The 21335-nt window shown below is 62.4% G+C and carries 20 protein-coding genes and 1 tRNA gene; 5 read left to right on the forward strand and 16 right to left on the reverse strand.

Annotation, left to right across the window (positions count from 1 at the left end; all coding sequences use genetic code 11):
• The first annotated feature begins 6 nt into the window (after positions 1–6).
• Together PCO31110_RS11365 and PCO31110_RS11370 are read left to right on the forward strand one after the other, a co-directional pair.
• Complete coding sequence (locus PCO31110_RS11365; RefSeq protein ID WP_150690480.1) at positions 7–627, forward strand: flavin reductase family protein; 621 nt, start codon at positions 7–9, stop codon at positions 625–627.
• 304 nt (positions 628–931) lie between these two features.
• Positions 932–2497 carry a complex I subunit 4 family protein gene (locus PCO31110_RS11370; protein ID WP_150690481.1) on the forward strand — a complete coding sequence of 522 codons (1566 nt, stop codon included), beginning with the start codon at positions 932–934 and terminating at the stop codon, positions 2495–2497.
• A gap of 61 nt (positions 2498–2558) precedes the next feature.
• On the opposite strand, the gene PCO31110_RS11375 is transcribed toward PCO31110_RS11370, so the two are convergent.
• The 11 genes from PCO31110_RS11375 to ybgC all read right to left on the reverse strand — a co-directional run bounded on the left by PCO31110_RS11375 (position 2559) and on the right by ybgC (position 13074).
• Positions 2559–3185 carry a hypothetical protein gene (locus tag PCO31110_RS11375; protein WP_246189812.1) on the reverse strand — a complete coding sequence of 209 codons (627 nt, stop codon included), beginning with the start codon at positions 3183–3185 and terminating at the stop codon, positions 2559–2561.
• Positions 3186–3188: 3 nt separating this feature from the next.
• Positions 3189–5639, reverse strand: a complete 2451-nt coding sequence (locus PCO31110_RS11380) for a cation-translocating P-type ATPase (RefSeq protein ID WP_150690733.1) — start codon at positions 5637–5639, stop codon at positions 3189–3191.
• Between the two features lie 427 nt (positions 5640–6066).
• A tRNA-Lys gene (locus tag PCO31110_RS11385) sits at positions 6067–6142 on the reverse strand.
• A 106-nt stretch (positions 6143–6248) separates the two neighbouring features.
• Positions 6249–7364, reverse strand: a complete 1116-nt coding sequence (locus tag PCO31110_RS11390) for a YeeE/YedE family protein (RefSeq protein ID WP_150690482.1) — start codon at positions 7362–7364, stop codon at positions 6249–6251.
• A 332-nt stretch (positions 7365–7696) separates the two neighbouring features.
• Positions 7697–8440: a tol-pal system protein YbgF gene (ybgF, locus tag PCO31110_RS11395; protein ID WP_254435394.1), complete on the reverse strand. Its 744-nt coding sequence runs from the start codon at positions 8438–8440 to the stop codon at positions 7697–7699.
• A 10-nt stretch (positions 8441–8450) separates the two neighbouring features.
• Positions 8451–8951 (reverse strand): OmpA family protein, encoded by a 501-nt coding sequence (locus tag PCO31110_RS11400; protein ID WP_150690483.1) that lies wholly within the window; start codon positions 8949–8951, stop codon positions 8451–8453.
• A 30-nt stretch (positions 8952–8981) separates the two neighbouring features.
• Entirely contained in the window at positions 8982–10274 is a 1293-nt protein-coding gene (gene tolB / locus PCO31110_RS11405; RefSeq protein ID WP_150619356.1) for a Tol-Pal system beta propeller repeat protein TolB, read from the reverse strand.
• Between the two features lie 102 nt (positions 10275–10376).
• The gene (tolA, locus tag PCO31110_RS11410; protein WP_150690484.1) at positions 10377–11420 is read right to left on the reverse strand and encodes a cell envelope integrity protein TolA; all 1044 of its coding nucleotides are present in this window, start codon (positions 11418–11420) and stop codon (positions 10377–10379) included.
• Positions 11417–11851: a protein TolR gene (gene tolR, locus PCO31110_RS11415; RefSeq protein WP_023873635.1), complete on the reverse strand. Its 435-nt coding sequence runs from the start codon at positions 11849–11851 to the stop codon at positions 11417–11419. Before tolR ends, tolA begins: the two co-directional genes overlap by 4 nt.
• A gap of 21 nt (positions 11852–11872) precedes the next feature.
• Entirely contained in the window at positions 11873–12547 is a 675-nt protein-coding gene (gene tolQ / locus PCO31110_RS11420; protein ID WP_150586409.1) for a protein TolQ, read from the reverse strand.
• Positions 12548–12591: 44 nt separating this feature from the next.
• Positions 12592–13074, reverse strand: coding sequence for a tol-pal system-associated acyl-CoA thioesterase (ybgC, locus tag PCO31110_RS11425; RefSeq protein WP_174979525.1), 483 nt, complete (start codon positions 13072–13074; stop codon positions 12592–12594).
• A gap of 292 nt (positions 13075–13366) precedes the next feature.
• Between ybgC and PCO31110_RS11430 the strand changes: the two genes are divergently transcribed.
• The gene (locus PCO31110_RS11430) at positions 13367–14278 is read left to right on the forward strand and encodes an NAD(P)-dependent oxidoreductase (protein ID WP_150690486.1); all 912 of its coding nucleotides are present in this window, start codon (positions 13367–13369) and stop codon (positions 14276–14278) included.
• A 307-nt stretch (positions 14279–14585) separates the two neighbouring features.
• Positions 14586–15344: an IclR family transcriptional regulator gene (locus PCO31110_RS11435; protein WP_150690487.1), complete on the forward strand. Its 759-nt coding sequence runs from the start codon at positions 14586–14588 to the stop codon at positions 15342–15344.
• 74 nt (positions 15345–15418) lie between these two features.
• Here PCO31110_RS11435 and PCO31110_RS11440 read toward each other — a convergent pair whose 3' ends face one another.
• The 5 genes from PCO31110_RS11440 to PCO31110_RS11460 all read right to left on the reverse strand — a co-directional run bounded on the left by PCO31110_RS11440 (position 15419) and on the right by PCO31110_RS11460 (position 19172).
• Complete coding sequence (locus tag PCO31110_RS11440; protein ID WP_150690488.1) at positions 15419–16048, reverse strand: SRPBCC family protein; 630 nt, start codon at positions 16046–16048, stop codon at positions 15419–15421.
• Positions 16017–16547, reverse strand: coding sequence for a glycine cleavage system transcriptional repressor (locus tag PCO31110_RS11445; RefSeq protein WP_150690489.1), 531 nt, complete (start codon positions 16545–16547; stop codon positions 16017–16019). The genes PCO31110_RS11440 and PCO31110_RS11445 overlap by 32 nt, the downstream gene beginning before the upstream one ends.
• 152 nt (positions 16548–16699) lie before the next feature.
• The gene (locus PCO31110_RS11450; RefSeq protein ID WP_150690490.1) at positions 16700–17362 is read right to left on the reverse strand and encodes a phosphoribosyltransferase; all 663 of its coding nucleotides are present in this window, start codon (positions 17360–17362) and stop codon (positions 16700–16702) included.
• A 116-nt stretch (positions 17363–17478) separates the two neighbouring features.
• Positions 17479–18231 (reverse strand): sulfite exporter TauE/SafE family protein, encoded by a 753-nt coding sequence (locus tag PCO31110_RS11455; protein WP_150690491.1) that lies wholly within the window; start codon positions 18229–18231, stop codon positions 17479–17481.
• 233 nt (positions 18232–18464) lie between these two features.
• Positions 18465–19172, reverse strand: a complete 708-nt coding sequence (locus tag PCO31110_RS11460) for a phosphatase PAP2 family protein (protein WP_174979528.1) — start codon at positions 19170–19172, stop codon at positions 18465–18467.
• Between the two features lie 468 nt (positions 19173–19640).
• Between PCO31110_RS11460 and PCO31110_RS11465 the strand changes: the two genes are divergently transcribed.
• Positions 19641–21263, forward strand: a complete 1623-nt coding sequence (locus tag PCO31110_RS11465) for a restriction endonuclease (RefSeq protein WP_150690493.1) — start codon at positions 19641–19643, stop codon at positions 21261–21263.
• Positions 21264–21335 lie beyond the last annotated feature (72 nt).

The raw sequence follows: 21335 nt of genomic DNA on the forward strand, positions 1-21335 counted from the left end.
GCCCCCATGTCCAACGACGTTCATTTCTACGACCCGGCCAAAGGCCACGGTCTGTCCCACGACCCGTTCAAGGCCATCGTTGCACCGCGTGTGATCGGTTGGATTTCCAGTCGCGATGCCACGGGCCGGACCAACCTGGCGCCATACAGCTTCTTCGGCGCGTTCGCGACATTCCCGCCGATCATCGGCTTTTGCAGCGAAGGCTTCAAGGACTCCATCGCGAACATCGAGGCCACGCGCGAATTCGTCTGGAATCTGACGAGCAAGTCGCTCGTCGCGCAGATGAACCAGACGTCGGCCCCCGTGCCGCATGCGGTCGACGAATTCGAACTGGCTGGACTGACGAAGGCACCCGGCATCAACGTCGATGTGCCTCACGTCGCGGAGTCGCCCGCGTCGCTCGAGTGCAAATTGCTGCAGATCGTGCGCTTGCAGGATCTCGATGGCAGACCGATGGACAACTGGCTGGCGCTCGGGCAAGTGGTCGGCGTGCACATCCGCCGCGAGTACTTGCGAGAGGATGGCCTCTTCGATACGGCGAAGGCGCATCCCGTGATGCGTGCCGGTTATCTCGGTGACTATGCCGAGATCGGGCCGATGTTCGATCTGCGCCGCCCGAAGGCCTGAGTGGCAGAAATCGTCTTAGCGTTGCCGTGCGGGCATGGCAACGCAGACACAATCGTCGACCGTCCGGTCGGACGAAGTGCTCGCAATCATTTGTAAAATTTGCTGCGATGCAAAACATTTTCGAGGCGCGTATGCTTGCCACCTTCATTGACGCCCTCGCGCCTGGCGTTCCCTCCCGAGGGCATTGATTTGCCTTGATTTGCGTGCGTCGCACACTGCGATGCGTGCGGGATTGGTTCGTCCATGGCTGCGTCCAAATGGTGCGTTTTCGCTGGATTTTTGTTGCACCACATCAGGCCCTCCAATGTTCCCCATCCTGTCCCTTCTCATCTGGCTTCCTATCGTCGCTGGCGCGCTCGTCATGCTGCTGGGCCAGGATCGTCATCCCAACATCGTTCGATGGGTGTCACTCGCTGCTGCCGTGATGTCGGCGGTGCCCATTGTGCCGCTGGTGCATGGTTTTCGCACCAGCATGGCGAGCCTTCAATTCGTGGAGCGGTTTCGCTGGATCGAATCGTTCGATGCTTCATGGCACGTAGGCATCGATGGTATTTCCCTGTGGCTCGTGGCGTTGACCGGGGTGACGACCATCATCGTGGTGCTGGCGTCGTGGCGTGCCGTGACGACGCGCATGAGCTCGTACTTCGGCAGCTTTCTGGTGCTGTCGGGTCTGATGCAGGGCGTGTTCACCGCGCAGGACGGCATGTTGTTCTTCGTGTTCTTCGAGGCGACCCTGTTGCCGCTGTACTTGCTGATCGGCGTGTACGGACGCGCCAATCGCACGCATGCAGCCGTGAAGTTCTTCTTCTTCTCGCTGACCGGCTCGCTGATGATGCTGCTCTCGATGCTTTATCTGTACATGCAGACGCAGAGCTTCGACATCGCGCGCTGGCAGACGCTGCATCTGCCGTTGGCGGTACAGGTGATGCTGTTCATCGGGTTTCTTGGGGCGTTCTCGGTCAAGGTGCCGATGTGGCCCGTGCATACGTGGCTGCCCGAGGTCCATCTCGATGGTCCGACGGGGGCGGCCGTCATGCTGGGGATGCTGAAGCTCGGCGGCTATGGGCTGCTGCGATTCAACTTGCCGCTGTTGCCGGACGCGAGTCATTTCCTCGCACCGCTCATGGTGGTGTTGTCGCTGATCGCCGTGATTTACGCGAGTCTGGTCGCGCTGGTGCAAACGGATCTGCGCAAGCTGCTCGCCTATTCGGCCGTTGCGCACATGGGGTTGGTGACGCTTGGGTTGTTCCTCTTCTCGGAGATGGGTACCGACGGCGCGGTGATGCAGATGATCTCGTATGGCATCGTCTCGGGCGCAATGCTGCTGTGTACGGGAATGTTGTATGACCGTACCGGCAGCGCATCGATCGACAGTTATGGCGGTGTGGCGGCAACGATGCCGCGTTTCGCTGCGTTCTCGATGCTGTTCTCTATGGCGAATGTCGGCATGCCGGGAACGTCGGGTTTCGTGGGCGAGTTTCTCGTGTTGATGGGCGCGATCAAGGTGAATTTCTGGATCGGTGCGTTGGCGTCGCTGACGTTGGTGTTGAGCGCGGCTTATACGCTGTGGATGTACAAGCGCGTGATTTTCGGACGCGTGGGAAATGCGCGCGTGGCGTCGCTCAAGGATGTGAGCCGTCGCGAGTTCGCGCTGCTCGGCGCGATGGCGGTGATGGTGCTCGGCATCGGCCTTGATCCGAAACCGCTCACGGATGGCATCGACGCTACCGCGATGCAGGTCGTGCAGGACATCGAAAACCATCGCTTGCCGGCAGGCGATCCGGGCAGCAGCGAGATGGCGGGGCATCGGCATGGCGATGTCGCAGGGCACGCTGCGGCGACGGTGAAGGGCACACGGCCTGACGCGTGACGGCGAATCGGCCGATGCGACGGCAGCGCTTACGCAACGTATGCTGCCCAAGCGACGATTCTCATCGCGGCGGGCGCTTGATGAATCTGATTTTGTGTTGATTCAGCAACGTAAGCCAGTCCAATTGTGAGAGACCATAGATAAGGCCAAGCAGAACCAGTTGCGACCCGACAAAGTAAATGCCCGGATAACCGCCAAGAGCATCGGCTTTTTCATCCAGTTTGGCCGACGCGAACTGTGCGAGGCTTGTCCATGCAAGGTAGCTCGTCGTTCGGCCAAGAAAGAATGCGAGTGCAATGGTCTTCAGGCCAAGTCCCGTCAGACCATACGCGATGAAAAGATAGTTCGACGGAAGCGGGCTGAACGCATATAGGAGAAAGACTGTCGCGGTCACGGTCTTCTTGCGTCCCAACCACGCCGCAGCCACGGCGATGTTCTGTCGGTCGATGTCGCGCATCAGCCGCCCGAGGATCAGCCAGTGAGAGCCCTTCGCGAGCACCACCCGGCCACCTGTCGCCGCCAGCGCGGCGACCACGGCCATGAGTACCGGATTGAGGTCAGGCTGCCGGAAGCCGATCCACGACAAGACCATCCACGTCGGCGGCGCGAACGCGGGCACCACGTTGAGCACAAAGACCGTGCCGAAAAGCAAGATTAGCGTCATCGTGACCTGATCGTATGCGCCCATGCGTCACCTTGCGAGCAGCGCTGTCATGGAGAAGAGCCGCGCGAACATGGGGACAGTCATCAGTAGCGTCAGCGCCGCGCCGGTTGCCAGAAGCACCAGCCAGAGATAAGGGTTGCGCTGACCCGCGCCCGCAACAATGTGTCTGTGGTTCATCACGCGAACGGCGAAAATCAACGCGACATTGCCTAAGACGAGTGACAGAAAGCCGTAGGTGCGGGCAATGGTTGGATCCAGGCCGCGATAAACCAGCAGTGCATAGACACCGAGCACGGCAAGAGCAACGATGGCGCCAATCGCGAAGCACTGGATCATTGCCTTGCCCGACAGCAACGCAATGCCGCCAGCCCGGGGCGGCCGGCGCATCAAGCCGTCGCGCTCCGGCTCATTTTCAAAGACGAGCGAACATACGGGATTGATGATCAATTCCAGAAAGACAATGTGTACCGGCCCAAGAAGGGGGGGCCAGCCGAAGATGATCGGGATCATCACGGCGCTCACCATCGGCACGTGAACGGCGACCGTGTAGCTGATCGCCTGAACGAGGTTGTCGTAGATGCGACGACCCAGGCGGATCGCGGTGACGATTGGCGCGAAGTCGTCTCGCAGCAGAATCAGTGACGCAATCTCGCGTGCGGCCTCGGCACCGCGATTGCCCATCGCGATACCGATGTGAGCCGACTTGAGCGCAGGTGCATCGTTGACGCCGTCTCCCGTCATGGCGACCACGTCGCCGCGCGCTTTGAACGCTTCGACAAGCCTTAGCTTTTGTTCCGGCCGGATGCGCGCGAAGACACTGGTCGTGAGAAGCGCATTTTGAAGCGATGCATCGTCCATCGTGTTTAGCGCCTGACCGGTCAGCAGGTGCCGGGGGTCGATGCCGACCTCCGATGCAATCGCTCGTGCCGTGGACGGGTAATCCCCTGTGATCATCACGACCCGAATACCTGCTGCACGGCAATCGCCGATCGCTGCGGCCGCATCGGGGCGCACCGGGTCCATCAGACCGACCAGTCCGACGAAACTGAAATCGAACGCGTGCGGGTCTGTGGGCCACGGTGAGCCGGGATGATTTGCCTTGGCCACACCAAGCACGCGCAGTCCGCTGGACGCCATGCGTTCGGCTTCGGCAAGGATGGCTTCGCTGCCGGCACCGTCGAGATGACAGAGCGTACAAACGGCTTCTGGTGCCCCTTTGCATGCGATGGCGTGGTGCCCGCGCTCAGGTGCGTGCCATGCGTGCGCCATTGCGGGCAATGCCGACGATAGTTCGTATTCATGGACGAGCGTCCAATCGGTATGCAGGTGCTCCGCCGGGCGGAGAAATTGACGGCTTGTCTGGTGAAAGGCGCGTTCCATCGGATCGACGGGCTCAATCTCACTGGCGAGGACAAGGTATTCGAGCAGTTCCTTTAGTGACTCGTCGATTTGTGGTGTGTTCGCATCAATGATCTGTTTCCGCCCTCCGGCCCAAAGGACGCGAACGGACATCAGGTTCTGAGTAAGTGTGCCGGTTTTGTCGACGCACAATACCGTGGTCTGGCCGAGTGTTTCGATCGCATTCATGCGACGCGTCAGAACGCCGGCGGAGACAATGCGGCGTGCGCCCAACGCCATGAACACCGTCAGAATCACGGGAATTTCTTCCGGCAGGATTCCCATTGCCAGCGAGATGCCGGCCAGCACGCCGGGCAGCCAGCTATCGTAGCGCCATCGATAGAGCACGACCAATGCTGCGCACAGCAGTATCGCGAGCATGGCGAAACGCTTGACGAAAAGGCCCGTCTGAATTTGTAGCGGCGAGCGGCCTTCCTCGATGGTCGACAGCGACTTGCCTATCCGCCCAAGCGCCGTTTGCGCGCCTATCGCGCTCACCGTCATCCAAGCCTGACCCTGCACCACCATCGAACCGAAAATGAGTCGATTATCTTCACTGTCGATCGCGCTCTTTGCGACCGCCTCCGATTCCCCTGTCAGCAGTGACTCGTCAACGCACAGACCATGGACTTCGACGACGACGCCGTCTGCGGGAATCCGTGCACCTTCGTCGACGAAAACCAGATCGCCCGGCACCAGTTCGGCAGCGGATATCAAACGCCGCTCACCATCTCGCAGCACCTGTGCACGCGGTGCAGACATTTCGCGAAGCGACGCCAGAACGCGCGCCGTTCGATGACTCTGCACCGCCGTCAGGGCGACGATGGCGAGAACGAACCCAAGCAACAGGAAGGCTTCGGCCGCGTCGCCGATCACGAAATAGATCGCGCTCGCCGCGAGTAGCAGAATGAACATCGGCTCGCTCAGTACGTCGCGAGCGGAATTCCACCAACTGTGGCCCTGCTGTGAATCGATGATGTTCTTGCCGAACTTGGCCCGCAGGCGCTCGACGTTTTCGCTAGAGAGACCTTGGCGAGCGGGGGCGCGAGGGCCCATGGCAACCGCCTCGCGCGCAGACATGTCGAGCGTGCCTGAATGCGGCTGAACGTCTGATGATTGAGGCATCTGCGTGGCGTCCGATCCGGAAGAAGATGCTCACGAATTCCGGTGTTGATGGCTGAGTGAACTCCATTCAGCATTACACCACGTTGCGCAGTACCTCTTGACACGCGTCAAGGAAGCGCCGAAGGGAGCACATTTACAGTGTCGGGATTGAATGGACAGCGTGCCGAAAGGGCTCGGATCTCTGCCCGGAAGCGGGCACCGACAAAGCCGATAGGAGGGGGTATTCGTGCCGCGCAGCTACAACTCGGTCACAAGTCTTTGCCGATGACTGCGGATTGCGTGCGTGCGGGAAGGAAAGGGCGATCGCGTTGCCCCGGCAAACTAAGTTTTTGCGGAGCGAAAGGAAAAGGGCCTGCATCTCTGCAAGCCCCTTGAATTCGTTTGGTAGGCCGTGCGGGATTCGAACCTGCGACCAACGGATTAAAAGTCCGCTGCTCTACCAGCTGAGCTAACGACCCAACGAAGAAAAAGATTATAGCGTCGCGGCCTTTTTACTGTCAATACCCGTGCGGCGCAGATACGTCCGAATCGCGGGTATTTCCCGCATACGCGTGCGAATTTCCGTCAAACGCTGCGCTCGATGCGCCACATTTGGTACTTGAATGCGCAGACGCCGCCCGCGAGAATCGCCATGATCGCGAGAAACGATCCCAGCGCCAGCGTCGATACGCCCGACAAGCCTTGGCCGACCGTGCAGCCCAACGCCGTCACACCCCCGAAGCCCATCAGCACCCCCCCTACCATGTGGTTTGCCGTGTCTTCAGTGCCCTGAAATCCTTCCCAGCGGAAATTACGCGACACCAGCGCGTAGACGAATGAGCCGGCGATGACGCCCAGCACGCTGGCGATGCCCAATGTAATGACATTGCTCGTGTCGCTCCACATCATCAACCAGTACAACGTGAACGCCAGCGGCGAGACGAACGACAGGGCTTCCATCTTCCCGGAGTTCGTGGCAACGAAGCTCTCCTCCAGCGTATTCGGATTCTCGGCAACATAACCGATCTTGCCCGAGACATACCACAGCGCCACGATGATCGCTCCCACGACAAAACCGCCCAGCAGATTGTCGAATGTCCAGAATTCGCGTCGTGCAAGCGCCGCAATCACGAATGCACCGCCAATCACCAGCCCGAGAACGAGCTGCGCGCGGTGGACGTCTGCGCCGAACAGGCCACCCAGCAACGTGGGCAAATCCTGTGACGTCGCGAACGTCGTCTGCACGCTGTCGATCGCCGCCACGCGCAGCACCGCGAACACGCCCTTGAGCGTCATGTAAGCCGACAAGCCGATCATCGTGAAGACGAGCAGCGACTTCAGATTGCCGCCGCCGATGCGTACCAGCGTCTTGCTGCCGCAACCCGAAGCCAGCACCATGCCGAAGCCGAACAACCATCCGCCAACGATATACGACAACCAGGTGAAGCGCGGTGTCGTGTAAATCGCTTTGACCGGATCGATGATGCCCTGCGACGCGAGGATGCCGGTGCCGATGGTCGCCACACCGATGGCAAGCCACCACATGCGCATGCGATTCCAGTCACCGATGTTCACGATGTCGGAAAGGGCGCCCATCGTGCAGAAATGCGTGCGTTGGAGCACAGCACCAAACACGAAGGCCAGACCAAAGGTGAGCCACACAACAGTGTGGGACAGGGCGGTGAGATCGACGTCGGTCATGAGGCGAGAAGGCGATAGCGGCCGTGCCCGGCCGTTCGATACATTGTCGCGAGCCACGGGGTGCGGCCGGCATTGTTGTCATCAGACGTGCTGCACAGTTCGTGCGCGAACACGTCGCGGGTGCGGTCGTCATGTGAGCCTGGCAGTGTTCTGCTGGTGCACACATCCCCTGAGACGCCGCGCCTCGAGCGCTTGGAAAGTCCGTATTCTACTTGAGGCAGCCCTCGCGCTTGCAAACCCCAAAAACGACAACGCCGCCCAAAGGCGGCGTCGTGCGTTTGACGAGTGTCCTCACACGGAAGGCAGGTTCGCGCAACCTCCCGAGGGGCGTCTTACTTCAGCTTGGCCACACGCTTCTTGGCCTCCGATGCCGATTCGCTGTCCGGGTACTTGGCCACCAAATCATGCAACGTCTTTTTCGCTGCCGCAATCTGCCCGGATTCCGCCTGGTTGCTGGCGATTGCCAGCATAGCCTCGGCAGCCTTCGGGCTCGTCGGGTACTTCGTCACGATCCCTTGCAGCGTCGCAGTCGAACCCTTCAGATCCTTGTTGGCGTACTGCGCATTGCCAAGCCAGAACTGTGCTTCGGGTTGATACGGGCTGCCAGGATACTTAGCCGAAAAGGTCCGGAAATCCGTTTGCGCACCCTTGTAGTCACCGTTGCGGAATTTCGTCAGCGCGGCGTCAAAGACATCTTTCTCGCCCGGTTGGACGGTGCCTGTCACGCCGCCGACGGTCATCTGCTGCGGTTCGAATTTCTTCAGACGGCCATCGAGGTCGTTGTAGAAATCCTTTTGACTTTGTTGCAGGTTCGCAAGCTGGTTTTTCAGATCTTCGTTCTGACCGCGCTGGTCGGCCAGATCACGCTGCAACTGCTGGATCTGGTTGTTCAAATCCAGCACGTTGCGCGTGAGCCCCTCGATCCGCTGCTTGTCCGAATCCAGACGGCTGCGGATGTCGAGGATCGCTTTGCGCGCCTCGTCGTCGTCGAACAATCCGGCATGCGCGAGCGGACTCAGCACCGCAGTGCCGAGCATCCCCGCGCAGATCATGTTTTTAAGCAAACGAGACGTCATGACGATTCAATCAATAAGCCAGATCGGCGCGACGGTCCTGGGCCCAACTAGCTTCGTCGGTACCCGTGGCCTTTTCCTTACCCAGCGAAACGGCTTCCATCTGGTTGGTGTTGGCACCCAGTGCCGACATGGCCTTCACCACGGCTTCGGCACGTTTCTGACCCAGGGCCAGGTTGTACTCGCTCGTGCCGCGCGGGTCGGTGTTGCCCTGAACCAGCACGTGACGTTGCGAGTACTTGTTCAGGAAGGCCGAGTGTGCCTGGAGCATCGGCGTGTACTGAGCATCGACGTTGTACTGGTCGAAGCCGAAGTACACGCTACGCTTGGCGAGCGGGCCGTTCGGGTTGTTCAGTTCGTCAGCCGATGCGTCGACGGGGGCGACAGCGCGGGCGTCGGTCGTGGTCTGACCCTTGTTGGCGTTAGCCTGGTCGTCGAGCTTCACGCCCGACGAGCAAGCGGCCAGAGCGGCCAGCGAAGAGATGGCGAGGATGTTACGAAGCAGGGAACTCATATGAGCCTCCGATTGATGTTGCTGTTGATGTTATTGCATGAAAGGGCCCCAGGAGGGTTCGCGAACTTCCCCTCCTCGGACCTGAAGAATCTGCCGGGTTTGCCCGTCCACCGAGACTGCTGCAAGAACCTTGCGGCCGCCAGACTGCGTTGCATAAAGAATGTACTTGCCGTTTGCGGCAAAACTCGGTGACTCGTCGTGGCTGGTGTCGGTCAGAGCCGTAACATCGCCAGTACTCATATCCTGCACGCACAGCTTGAATCCGCCGCCTTGACGCGCGATAAACGCGAGCAACTTGCCATCGGGACTGATTCGCGGGCTGACGTTGTAACTCCCCTTGAAGGTGACGCGCTGCGCTCCGCCTTCACCTTCGCCACCGGCCGGCATCTTGTAGATTTGCGGACCACCGCCACGATCGCTCGTGAAGTAGATCCATTTGCCGTCCGGGGAATACTGCGGTTCGGTGTCGATCGCGCCGCTGCGCGACAGACGCTTGAGGCCACCGCCATTGGCGTTGACCTGATAGATCTGCGTATTGCCGTCACGCGAAAGCGCCACGGCGAGCCTGCTGCCGTCCGGTGACCACGACGGTGCGGAGTTGTTGCCCTTCTCGTTGGCCAGCACGGCGCGGCGGCCCGTCGGCAGATCGTGGATGTACACGACCGGCTTGCGCTTCTCGAACGAAACGTACGCCACCTTGGTGCCGTCCGGCGACCATGCAGGCGAGATGATCGGCTCGCGGCTATTGAGCGCGACGCGCGCATCCTGACCGTCGGAATCCGAAATTTGCAACTGGTAGTTGCTGCCGCTATGCAGAACGTACGACAGACGCGTGGCGAACACACCGCGGTCGCCCAGCAGCTTCTGATAGATGTAGTCGGCAATCTTGTGTGCGGTCAGCCGGAGATTCGCCGCAGAAGAGGTGAGGGCCAGGCCGCCGAGCGGTTGACCGTTCACGGCGTCGTACAGACGGAAGCTGACCTGGAAGTTGCCGTTACCCGCCGGGGCGATCGTGCCGGAGACGAACGCGTTCGCGCCCTTGGCGCGCCACGTGCCGAGATCGACCGAATCGTCCACGCCAACGGTGGCGCCGCCCGTATCGATCTGGTTGAAGCGGCCGCTGTTGCTCAGGTCGGCCTTGATCACGGACACGATGTCCGTCGGCGCGACGCCTTTGAAGTTCGACACGGCGATCGGGTAGCGATTGGTACCGACGCCATTGATCTCGACGGTGAGCGGGGTCTGCGCATGGGCGATCGTGCACGCTGCGGTGAGCCAGGTGGCTACCAGCGCACGCCATGCATATTGACTGGAAATTCGCATGCGTTAGATTAGTCAGTTACGCGTTGCAACGGCCATTTTTACCACATCCAGATGAAAATGGACTCGCATCGCTCGGTTTTCGTTCCCGTTTGACAACATTCCTCAGCCCTTTGGCCGGAGGTGAATGTCGAGCGTCGGGGGCGGAGCCTTACCGTCGACACCGCGCGGCAAGGGGTCTGATTTCTTGATGGCAGCCATGGCGGCGGCGTCCCACGCGGGATTGCCGCTCGACTTCGTCAATTGCATCGACAGGATGCTGCCGTCCGGTGCAATACGTACGGCGACAATGGCTTGCGGGTTGCCCGTCGTATCGCCGGCATAGGCAATATTCGGCATGACCTTGGCACGCACACGTTCGGCATAGCCGGCCGCGCCGGTACCGCCGCCGCCGGCGCCCGTCCCACCCGCCTGTGTGCCGAGACCGTTGCCGTTGGCGCCTGGCGTGCCGTTAGCCATGCCGCGCAATGCTGCCAGTCGCTCGGAGCGCGCGGCATCGGCCGCCTTCTGCGCGGCTGCTTCCTTCGCGGCCTTGGCCTTGGCAGCCTTGTCTTCCGCAACCTTTTTCTCGGCGTCTGCCTTCTTCTGGGCATCGGCCTGTTGCTGCTGCTTCACCTGTTCGGCCTTCTTGGCGTCCTCTTCTTTCTGACGCTTCAACTCGTCGGCCTTCTTCTGATCGTTCAGCTTCTGCTGGCGTGCGGCGTCCTCTGCGGCCGCTTTCTTGCGGGCGAGTTCGGCGGCCGCCTGCTGCTCGGCGAGTTGCTTCTGCTTGAGGGCTTCCTGACGCGCCTTTTCCTGTTGCGCCTCGAGCAGACGCGCCTGCTCGGCGGCTTGCTGTTCCTGCTTGCGCTTCTTCTGCTGGAGGGCGATGTCGGCGTCTTCTGCCTGCGGCGTGGGCGCGGCGATGGCGGGCGGCGCGGGTGTCGGCGCAGGCGTCACCACCGGTGGTGTCGGCTCAACAACTTCAGAAGGCGTCCACAGTTCGGCTTCGGAGCCGGCTGGCGAGCTGTTCTGCCAGCGCATGCCGTAGAAGAGCAGCGCAAACAGCAACGCATGCATGAACAGCGCGAGGAGAAATGCCCGCCCCGTGCCGCGCTCATCCTTGCGCGGGCCAATGGGACGGTCGGAACGGGCTACAGTGCGGCTCATTTCTGCTTGACGAGCAGGCCCACGCGCTTGACGCCCTGGGCCTTGAGATCGGACATCACATTCATGACGATTTCATAGCGCACCGATTTATCGGCGGCAATGACGACCGGCTGATCCGGGTTCGCGGCCTGACGGCCTTGCAGGAAACCGGTCAGATCGCCCCCGCTCATGCGCTGCTCGATGGTGTTCTCACCATCCTTGTAGCGCACCAGCATGCGGTTATCGGCTTCGATATTGACGACCACCGGCGGTGTTTGCTGCTGCGGGCTCGCGTTAGCCACGCTCGGCAAATTGACGATCGACGGCGCCACCAGCGGTGCGGCCACCATGAAGATGACGAGCAGCACCAGCATCACGTCGATGTACGGTACGACGTTGATGTCCGCCATGGCGCGACGGCCGCGGCGAGCGTTGCGCATAGAACCTGCCATGTCTCGGCGCTCCCGGAGTGCTTAGTGAATCTGCCGTTGCAGGATGTTGGAGAACTCTTCGATGAAGCTTTCGAAGCGGATCGACAGCCGGTCGATGTCGGTGGCGAAGCGGTTATAGGCAACCACGGCAGGGATAGCGGCGAACAGACCGATGGCCGTGGCCACCAGCGCCTCCGCGATACCCGGCGCCACATTGGCGAGCGTCGCTTGTTGCACGTTCGACAGGCCGCGGAATGCGTTCATGATACCCCACACCGTACCGAACAGGCCGATGTACGGACTCACCGAGCCGACCGACGCGAGGAACGGCAGGTTGGCTTCGAGCGAGTCCATTTCACGTTGATAGCAAGCACGCATGGCACGGCGCGCGCCGTCGAGAATGGCGTGCGGATCGTTCAGCCCCTTTTCGCTGGCCTTGATGTACTCGCGCATGCCCGATTCGAAGATACGTTCGAGCGAACCCGTCTGATGGCGGTTGTTCAGCGCGCTTTGGTACAGCGCCTGAAGGTCACCGCCCGACCAGAAATCACGCTCGAAGCGCTCGGTTTGGGTGCGGGCGCGGCGAATCGCGAAGATCTTGCGGAAGATGTGCGTCCACGAGAGCAGCGAGAGCAGCAGCAGCAGGCCCATGACTGCCTGGGCGAGCACGCTGGCATGCATGACCAGCGAAATAATGGAAAGATCTTGATCGGGCATGGTGTGGTTATTGACTGGACTGACCGGAATTCTTGTCGTTGGCTTCAGGCGGCTGCCGGACGGGCAGGCTCCCCCGTTGCGGCGTTGACCGACTTGGCGGCCGATTGCATGACGAGGCGCACTTGTGCTGGGATTTTTCCTGGGCGCAGGGTGTGCGCTGCCACGCAGCCGATTTTGATGCTTCCGCGCGCCAACAGTTCGCTGCGGCCGTCGGGTGCGGTGCGCCAGGCTTCCTGTTCGAAATCGACGGAGGCGCCGCCAATGCGCTCGATACGGCTTTTGATGGTGAGGAGATCGTCTAGCCGCGCGGGGCTCAGATAGTCGACGGCCGTCGAGCGCACGATGAAAATCATCCCGGTGCTGCGGGCCAGTTCGAGTTGCTCGATGCCGAGCGAACGGAGCCACTCGGTACGGGCCCGTTCAAAGAATTTTAAGTAGTTGGCGTAGAAGACGACGCCCCCGGCGTCCGTGTCCTCGTAGTAAACGCGAATTGACCAACTGGTATCAAAATCAGCCATGCCGCGCATTGTATCGGAACCGGGCCGCAACGCCAGTCACGGAAACAGAATTTTTCAAACCGGGACGGTGACGTGAAGTTTACGGATGATTAGGCGACGGGCTGCGGCGCACCAAACTGGGGCGAAATTGCGCGAATGCCCCGTGTGGCGGGGGATCGCGCTGGCGCCTGAGCGCAGCCCGTCTCTATATAATGATGGCTCGCAAGCCCCCTGAATTTCCGACAGGGCCGTCGTATGCGCACGTCGGCATCGCGCCCCGTTTGAGCCCTTTCTTAGCGAATCAACCTGCGAGGCCCTCGAATTGACTTCCCCCTCATCGCAAGCATCTTCCCTTCGCGTCGCGTTTCTCGGTCTGGGCGTGATGGGTTATCCCATGGCCGGTCACCTGCAACGTGCGGGTCATCAGGTCACGGTCTATAACCGCACCGCTGCCAAGGCGCAGCAATGGGCGAAGGAATATGGCGGCGCAACCGCCGCCACGCCGGCTGACGCGGTGCGCGACGCCGATATCGTTGCCGCCTGCGTGGGCAACGACGACGACCTGCGCAGCATCGTGCTCGGCGAGCATGGCGCCTTCGCCGGCATGAAGGCGGACGCTGTTTTCGTCGACCATACGACAGCGTCGGCCGATGTGGCTCGCGAACTTTACGCGGTCGCTCGCGAGAAGGGCCTGCACTTTGTCGACGCCCCCGTGTCGGGCGGCGAAGCCGGCGCCAAGAACGGTGTACTCACGATCATGTGCGGGGGCGACGCCCCGGCGTTCGACCGGGTGGCCGCCACGCTCGGCGCCTACGGTCGCGCCGTCACCCGTATCGGCGAGGCCGGCGCCGGGCAACTGGCCAAGATGGTCAATCAGATCTGTATTGCCGGGCTCGTGCAGGGGTTGTCCGAGGCGGTCAACTTCGGCGAGCGCGCCGGTCTGGACATGCCGCTCGTGCTCGACGTTATCAACAAGGGTGCAGCCGCGAGCTGGCAAATGGACAATCGCGGTCAGACCATGATCGACGGCAAGTTCGATTTCGGTTTCGCCGTGGACTGGATGCGCAAGGACCTGGGGCTGTGTCTGGCCGAAGGGCAGCGCAACGGCGTGTCGCTGCCGGTCACGGCGCTTGTCGACCAGTTTTACGGCGACGTACAGGCGCTCGGCGGTTCGCGCTGGGATACGTCCAGCCTGATTCATCGCTTGCGCGTGCTGTCCGGCAAGAAGGCCTGAGGCGCTTTGGCAGCATGAGCGTCACGGTGGCGGCAGGATGCCCGGCGGCACGCCGCGCTGTCGCCGTCCACCGCCGTCAGGTGGCAGGTATCAGGTATTTGGAATATCTCCGGGTTTGTCTCCAATCGTCAGCGGGTGCCGATTGGCACTAGAATGCGGAAAACGGGACGTCGCGGCGCGACGGTACGGCGGCGTGGGGGCTTGGGAGCGGGCTTGCGCGGTGGCGTGTCGACGTTGGGCAGAAGGGAGACCGCCGCGAGCGATAACGATCTAGAACACAACTCGAACCCGGGATCCAGATACCGACATGAGCAATCAGTCGAACGCTGCGGCCGTCCGCGCATTTCGCATTCTCGAAATTCTCAGTGCCTCGGGCACGCCCATGACATTGGCGGAGATTGTTGCCGCCATCGGTCTGCCCAAGCAGACTGTGCACCGCATTCTCAAACAACTCGAAGCCGCCTGGCTGGTCACGCGTGAGGCTGGCAGCCGGCATTACGAGCCGTCGTCGCGGGTGCGGGCGATGGCCGTCAATGCGCTGATGCACGTGGGCCCGGCGGCCGCGCGTCATGCCATTCTTCAGCAACTGGTCGACAAGCTGGGCGAGACCTGCAATCTGTCGATGCTCTCGGGCGACGACCTCGTCTATCTCGATCGTGTGGAGACCGAATGGTCGCGCCAACTCAAGCTCTCGCCCGGTTCGCGCGTGCCGCTGCACTGCACGGCGAGCGGCAAGCTGCTGCTGGCGTTTCTGCCGCGCGCGCGTCGTGAGAAGTTGATCGCACATCTGCCGTTGCGCCCGCGTGCGGAGAACACCATCACCGATCTCGAAGACCTGCGCGAAGAGTTGACGGAAACGCGCAAGCGCCGCGTGGGCACCAATAACGAAGAGCATGTGCCGGGCATGATCGCGGTGGCCGTGCCGGTGATGCTCGACCGCAATCGTGCGTGTGCCGCTATCGCGGTGCAGGCGAGTGCGCAGCATTGCACACTCGACAAGCTCATGACGTTCCTGCCCGACCTCGAGGCTGCGGCCGAGACGATGGCGGCGACGTTCAACGAATGAGGCGCGAATAGCGCCCGAGTCGGGAGCGTTATCGCCGCGCCACTTCACATGCCGTCGCTATCCTCTCTATCCCCTCACCGCGCCGGAACGGCACTCGCAACGGCGTCTGGCATCGATGCGGTGGCAGGAACGGCCGGGGCGAGCGTCGCGAAGATCTGCTCGAGTTGCTTTGCACCTTGTGCAGACTCTGCCCGCATGCGCGGCCCGATGAAGATGGGATCGAGAATCAGGAAAAGCAGATTCGGCGTGCGATAGATGAAGTCGCGCTCGAAGCGGGTGCCGGTGCCGTCCGGCGTGAGCCTGTAGCGGACTTCGCCCGACGGACGCCGGTTGACCTCGCCTTCGATGCGCCATTCGAGCGGCGGATTCGCGCCGGCGACTTTCCAGTGAATGATCCCGTGCCGGCCTGCGAGCCGGAATTCTTCGGCCACTTCCTCTCCCACCTTGAGCGGATGGTCGGTCGCCCCTTGCACGGTGATCGACGCCGGATGCCACTTGGGCCAATGGCTCGGCGTGGTGGCGTAGTCGTAGACGACCTGCGGCGGCGCGCTCAGCGTGACGGTATTCACCACGTGTGTCTGGCGCTCGAAGGGGAGGGGGAGCAGCGAGAGCAGGGCGAGCAGAGCCACGGCGCCGAGGACGAACAGGAAGGCTCGCTTCATCGGCGCGCGCTCAGGCACCGGCAGGCGAATCGAGTTCGACATCGACCATCAGATCGTCGGCAAGGCTTTCCAGCGTCTCGCGCAGCGATTCCGTACTGACACTCGCCGGCACACGAAGTCGGGCCGTCGCGCGAAACAGCGTGCCGCCCGACATCGACCCCTCGACGCATTCCGTCGCAAGTTCGTCAATGCTGATGCCACGCGAGAAGAGCACGTGCGAGATTTCCTTGACGATGCCGGGATGATCCTGCCCGACCAGATCGAGCTGAAGCGTACGGGCGGCCGGATCGGTGGCGGCGCTTTGCGCGCGCGTCACGGTAATACGCAGCCCGTGCGTTTCCAGCGCGTGCAGGGTTTGCGTGAGCGCGTCGGCATTCTCGTCGGGGACTTGCAAATGAATGATGCCGGCAAACTGGCCGGCAAGATTGGCGAGGCGGCTCTCCAGCCAGTTGGCTCCGGAGGCGCTTGCGCGATCGGCGATCGCATTGACCAGCCCCGGACGATCCGGGCCGATCACGTTGAGAATCAGGGACGTCGTCATCACAGGCTCCATCGAAACTGAGGGGCAAGAGGCGGCGCAGACCGCGCGCTTGCTCCGGCGGGGCCGTTGCGCGCAGCAGGCTCAAGTGTAGTGCAATTGCAGGGGGTGCCGCTATGGCGCGCCTTTGCGGCAATGCAGATTTCGGCGCCGGCTCACGGACGGTCCGCCGCCATGGCGAGCAACGCGATCACGGTGGCGTCGTCGGTTGGCACGAAATCGCTGTACGCCACGCTCACTGCGTAGAAGGGCTGCGGCGTTTCCAGACAAACGACAGCGTCTGCGAACGAGGAGAGCCGGGCAATAGCGTCGCGCGCACCGACCGGCGCACAGGCAATGAGAGGCGTCGCGCCGAGGCGGCGCATCGCCCGCAATGCCGCGATCATCGTTGCGCCGGTCGCAATGCCGTCGTCGACGACCACGACCGGCCGGCCTTGCACATGTGGCGCACCGCGTCCCGGCGTATACGCCTGACGCCGTTGCTGGATAAGTGCTCGCTGACGTGCCGTTTCATGCGAGAGATACGTGCCGGTGGCACCGATCGATAGCGCGTGATCGGCGAGGAAGATGCCGCCGAACTCGTCGACCGCGCCCACGGCTAGCTCGGCTTGATGCGGCGCACGCAATTTGTGGGAGAGCAGCACGTCGAGCGTGCCGTTCAGTTGGCGGGCGATGGGCAGTGCGACCGGTACGCCGCCGCGTGGAATGGCCAGCACCAGCGGCGGCGCGCAGCGTGCGATCAGTTCGTGTGAGGCGAGCACGTCGGCCAGCGCGTTACCTGCGGCGGCACGATCGAGAAACGAGGCAACGGCGGGCATGGTGCAAGGGCGGGGGTGAACCCCGCAGAGGGCATCGGTACCGCCATCCTAACGCCGAGCCCTGATGCCCGTTTTTGCTAATCCACGCGTACGTCGCATTAGTTGTGTGCGGTGGCTCAACGGGCAAGCAATTCGGGCACGGTGCCGACGAGTAGCGTCACACCGGAGCACGCGAGCAGTGCGAGCACCATACGCCGGAAGGTGTGATCGGAGAGGAATCGATAGGCCCACGCGCCGGCGAGCGTTGGCAGGATCATCGACGGCACGGCAATCGTGAACATGTGCAACGTCTGGGCCGTAATGACACCATGCACCGCGTAGAGGGTGATGGTGAGCGTGTGCATGACGATGAAGAAGATCTGCATGACGGCGCGCTGCATGTCTTTGTCCCAGCCGCGCAGCGTGCACCATAGGGTCGGCACTACGCCGACGAGTCCGCCAATGCCGCCCATCACGCCGCCGATGAAACCGACCACGCCGTCCGCCTTACGCCCGCCGTGCCGGATACGAGGCAGGTGTGCGGCGAGTAGCAGGATCGAGCAATAGATCACGAGTACCGCGCCGATGCCTGCCCGGAACCACACCGGATCGAGATAGCGAAGCATCCACACCCCGACCGGCACACCGATCAGGCCGCACAGTACGAATGGGGCGAGGCGATCGAGTGGCACGGCCCGTCGGACGGCGCGCAACCCCAGCAGTTGGCCGATGAGAGAACAAAATGCGGCGAGCGGGCCCGCCAGCGTGGGCGGCAGTGACCACGCCCAGAAGGACAGTGCGACCAGACTGAATGCAAAGCCGGACAAGCCTTGCACGAAACCGGCGACGCAGGCACCGACAATGAGGGGAAGCAACGGATCGGCAGTCATGAATCGGGCGGCGTAGCGGTGTCGTGGCGCGCCAGCGCATCAGACGCCGCCGTGGAGATGCTCGGAGGACTTTCGGCGGCGCTCACCGCTAGCCGTTGCGGGCAGTCTCGGGTTTATCGTTATCAGCGGCCATTATGCGGCGATCTTGCCGATTCACGAAATTCATCAAATGGCTGGCAGCGGCCTTGCACAGCCTTTCGCGATCCCAGACACCCTTACGCCCCTTACGCCCCTCATGCCCCCGAACGGATGCCGCAGCGTTGCCATGCGGCAACGAACGCCGTGCCGACTGCGATGCCGAGTGCTGCGCCCGCGAGCACGTCGCTCGTCCAGTGATAGGCGGCAGCGATCTGGCCGAAGCTCGTCAGGGCAACAGCGATGGCGCACGGCCAGCGCAGCGCACGGTGCCTCAGTGAGAGCACCGTGGCGAACGCGAGCATAACGCTCAGGTGGCCCGACGGGAACGACGCGTACGCCGCGCCGTCGCCACCGAAGAGATGAAACTCGAAAACGCCGTCGCGCAGATACGACGGATTCTCGTGAATCCACGTGGCCGGCCAAGTGCGCCCGAACGCGAACTTCAAGCCCTGCTTGAGCACACTGCTCACCCCCACCGCGCCTGCCGAGAGCCACAGCGTGACGGCCCATGCGGGCAATTGCCGGCACCAGACGAACACCGCGCCAACGATCGCGAACGTCGGCCAGGCGAGAACGAACAGCGGCGAGGGCAACTCCGCGACATGCTGAATCCAACGCGTGCCCTGCGTGTGCACATGTGCGAAGTCCACCACCGGCCGGTCGATCCACACGATGGCGACCAGCGCCAGCAGGAGACAACCCGCGGCGCTCAGCCATGCGGTGCGCAGGCAAGGACGCGAAGTCAGGGCAGCGCCCGAGGCCGGTGACAACGCCGGAGGGGCGTTAGAAGTCGGTTCGTTCATAACGTGGGTTGAATTGAACAAAAAATGAGCATCGGCGCGCGAGGCAACCGCCACATGGTAGTGGCTATCGGCGGCGCAACCTCGAACGCCCCATTTCGGACTGCATGCCGCGTTGAATGTTGCCAGACATAGCGATGGGCGCGCGCGCATCTGCCAACGCAGGCAGGTAAGACACAACGTCAGACACTGCGCCGCCGTCGTGGCGATTTGATGACGGTCAGAGCGTACGCGTTGCGCTCATGACATGCTTGCGCGGCGAGGAAGCGAAAGATTCTTTGCGATGCGAGGGGGCAACGTCCTACAATCGTCCCCTACGTGAATGTCGTGCCGCGCTTCGAGGCGTGGCAGCCGGGCCGTTGAGCCGGCAGCAGGATTTCCGTGAACACAGACGTCGAATGGCGTCACAGCAGTTTCGGATGGTGTAGTTCGCTTGGCAAAACAAAATCAATATCACATGCGGGGGCAGTAGTGACTCGGGGATTCGAAAGCATCATCGATCGTCTGGCGCGTGAGTTCTGGCACGCCGCGCACACGCGTGAGCAGCAGCACGCCCAAATGCAGGCACGCTCGCTGGCGGAAGTCCGTGCCGTAGATCAGGCGCAGCGTGCATTGGAAGACGCGCCAACGGCCGACGCCGCCGCTCGCGAGCGCCTGCAACTGGCGTGGCGGCAGGCCGAAGCGGCGGCGCAAGGCGCAAGGGCCAAGCTGGAAGTCGGGCGGCTCGAACGTTTGCTCGCCGATGGCCTCACGCGCGATCTGCGGATCCCGCCGGCCGATCTGCGCGCACGTAACACGCCGCCCGTGCTCGATACCCGGCACCTCCCGAAGATCCTGGCCAAACCTGAATGGGAAACCTTCGCGCCCGAAAAGCCGGGCCGGCTTGCGCTGGCCGTGCCGGGTGCTTCGGGACGTTACGAGCAGGCCGTCACGAAGGCGCGCAGTGAATTCGTACATGCGGAGCGCGAGTACGAGGCGTCGAAAATCCGTCGCACGCAAGGCTCGATGATTCTCCAGATCGCGCAGCAGAAGGCAACGGAAGCTGCGCGTGCCGACAGCGCCCGTCACAACGCGGCCGTGGCTGAATTCGAAGGGGCGCTGTTGCGCGGCGAAGCGGCGGCCGTCACCGGCTATGCGCGCATCGTGCTCAGCCGCAGCCCGTATCCGGAAGCGTTTATGCAGACGCTCGCGGCGCATTACGTTGAAAACCACAAGCTGCTGGCCATCGGTTACGACGTGCCGACGCTCGACGCCGTCGTGCCCGTCGCGCTCGAATACCACTACAACGCTGCGGAAAATCTCGTGCAAGGTGTGCCTGCGGAGCAGGCGCTGCGTGCGCGCGTCTATGCCGACGCGTTGCGCCAGATCGTGCTTCGTTCGCTACACGAACTGTTCTCGGCCGACCCGCTGCGTCACGTGAATGCCGTCGTATTCAACGTCTACGCCAGCAACGGCGACGCACGCGTGTGCCTGGCGAGCGTGCATGTGGCGCGCGCCGACTTCGCGGCGCTCGCCCTCGCGGAGGGCGATCCGGCGACGCATCTGGCGGCGCTGGGGGCTCGCATTTCCGCGCGGCCCGAGATGTTGGAGGCGGTGGCGCCGGTGGCGGGTGTCGACATGACGCAGGTCGTCACGGATGCCGATGTTGCCGTTGACCGCCGTTTCAATCTGATGATGCTCTCCGACAAGGACTTCACGCAGGTGATGTTCCACTTGCTGCGCTCGCACGGTTTCGAAGGGCCGCCGCTGCTGCCGGGTGAGGCGCCGGGCATGCTGATGTGCCGCGCGTGGGACCCGCATCCGATTTTCGGCGGTGACGTTGTCGTGCACATCTACCGCGAGATGGACCGTGGTGCGCGCCTCGAAATGGCTGCCGCCCGTGCCATGCTCACGGAGATGCAGCAAATTGGCGCGGCGCGCGGCATGTTGATCACCACCGGGGAGTTCGAAGACGGTGTCGAGGAGTTTGCACGGGATCGTCGCATCGAACTGCTCGCCGGGCATCACCTGGTCTTCCTGCTCAAGGAGAACGCAGGCGTGGATGCGAGTGTGGTGGTGCCGGAGGTGCTTGATCCCGCCGCAACGTTGTTCTGACGTTTTTTCACGCCGGCGGCGATTCATCGCCCCGGTGTGGGCGTCCTGCTATAGTGAGCCGACCTGACCCAC

Origin of the sequence: Pandoraea communis (genome assembly GCF_902459745.1) — a bacterium.
GTDB lineage: Bacteria > Pseudomonadota > Gammaproteobacteria > Burkholderiales > Burkholderiaceae > Pandoraea > Pandoraea communis.

Bases quoted from the DNA above. Each gene is read 5' to 3' on its own strand.
- PCO31110_RS11365 (WP_150690480.1), top strand. From the start codon at position 7: ATGTCCAACGACGTTCATTTCTACGACCCGGCCAAAGGCCACGGTCTG.
- PCO31110_RS11370 (WP_150690481.1), top strand. From the start codon at position 932: ATGTTCCCCATCCTGTCCCTTCTCATCTGGCTTCCTATCGTCGCTGGC.
- PCO31110_RS11375 (WP_246189812.1), bottom strand. From the start codon at position 3,185: ATGGGCGCATACGATCAGGTCACGATGACGCTAATCTTGCTTTTCGGC.
- PCO31110_RS11380 (WP_150690733.1), bottom strand. From the start codon at position 5,639: ATGTCTGCGCGCGAGGCGGTTGCCATGGGCCCTCGCGCCCCCGCTCGC.
- PCO31110_RS11390 (WP_150690482.1), bottom strand. From the start codon at position 7,364: ATGACCGACGTCGATCTCACCGCCCTGTCCCACACTGTTGTGTGGCTC.
- ybgF (WP_254435394.1), bottom strand. From the start codon at position 8,440: ATGACGTCTCGTTTGCTTAAAAACATGATCTGCGCGGGGATGCTCGGC.
- PCO31110_RS11400 (WP_150690483.1), bottom strand. From the start codon at position 8,951: ATGAGTTCCCTGCTTCGTAACATCCTCGCCATCTCTTCGCTGGCCGCT.
- tolB (WP_150619356.1), bottom strand. From the start codon at position 10,274: ATGCGAATTTCCAGTCAATATGCATGGCGTGCGCTGGTAGCCACCTGG.
- tolA (WP_150690484.1), bottom strand. From the start codon at position 11,420: ATGAGCCGCACTGTAGCCCGTTCCGACCGTCCCATTGGCCCGCGCAAG.
- tolR (WP_023873635.1), bottom strand. From the start codon at position 11,851: ATGGCAGGTTCTATGCGCAACGCTCGCCGCGGCCGTCGCGCCATGGCG.
- tolQ (WP_150586409.1), bottom strand. From the start codon at position 12,547: ATGCCCGATCAAGATCTTTCCATTATTTCGCTGGTCATGCATGCCAGC.
- ybgC (WP_174979525.1), bottom strand. From the start codon at position 13,074: ATGCGCGGCATGGCTGATTTTGATACCAGTTGGTCAATTCGCGTTTAC.
- PCO31110_RS11435 (WP_150690487.1), top strand. From the start codon at position 14,586: ATGAGCAATCAGTCGAACGCTGCGGCCGTCCGCGCATTTCGCATTCTC.
- PCO31110_RS11440 (WP_150690488.1), bottom strand. From the start codon at position 16,048: ATGTCGAACTCGATTCGCCTGCCGGTGCCTGAGCGCGCGCCGATGAAG.
- PCO31110_RS11445 (WP_150690489.1), bottom strand. From the start codon at position 16,547: ATGACGACGTCCCTGATTCTCAACGTGATCGGCCCGGATCGTCCGGGG.
- PCO31110_RS11450 (WP_150690490.1), bottom strand. From the start codon at position 17,362: ATGCCCGCCGTTGCCTCGTTTCTCGATCGTGCCGCCGCAGGTAACGCG.
- PCO31110_RS11455 (WP_150690491.1), bottom strand. From the start codon at position 18,231: ATGACTGCCGATCCGTTGCTTCCCCTCATTGTCGGTGCCTGCGTCGCC.
- PCO31110_RS11460 (WP_174979528.1), bottom strand. From the start codon at position 19,172: ATGAACGAACCGACTTCTAACGCCCCTCCGGCGTTGTCACCGGCCTCG.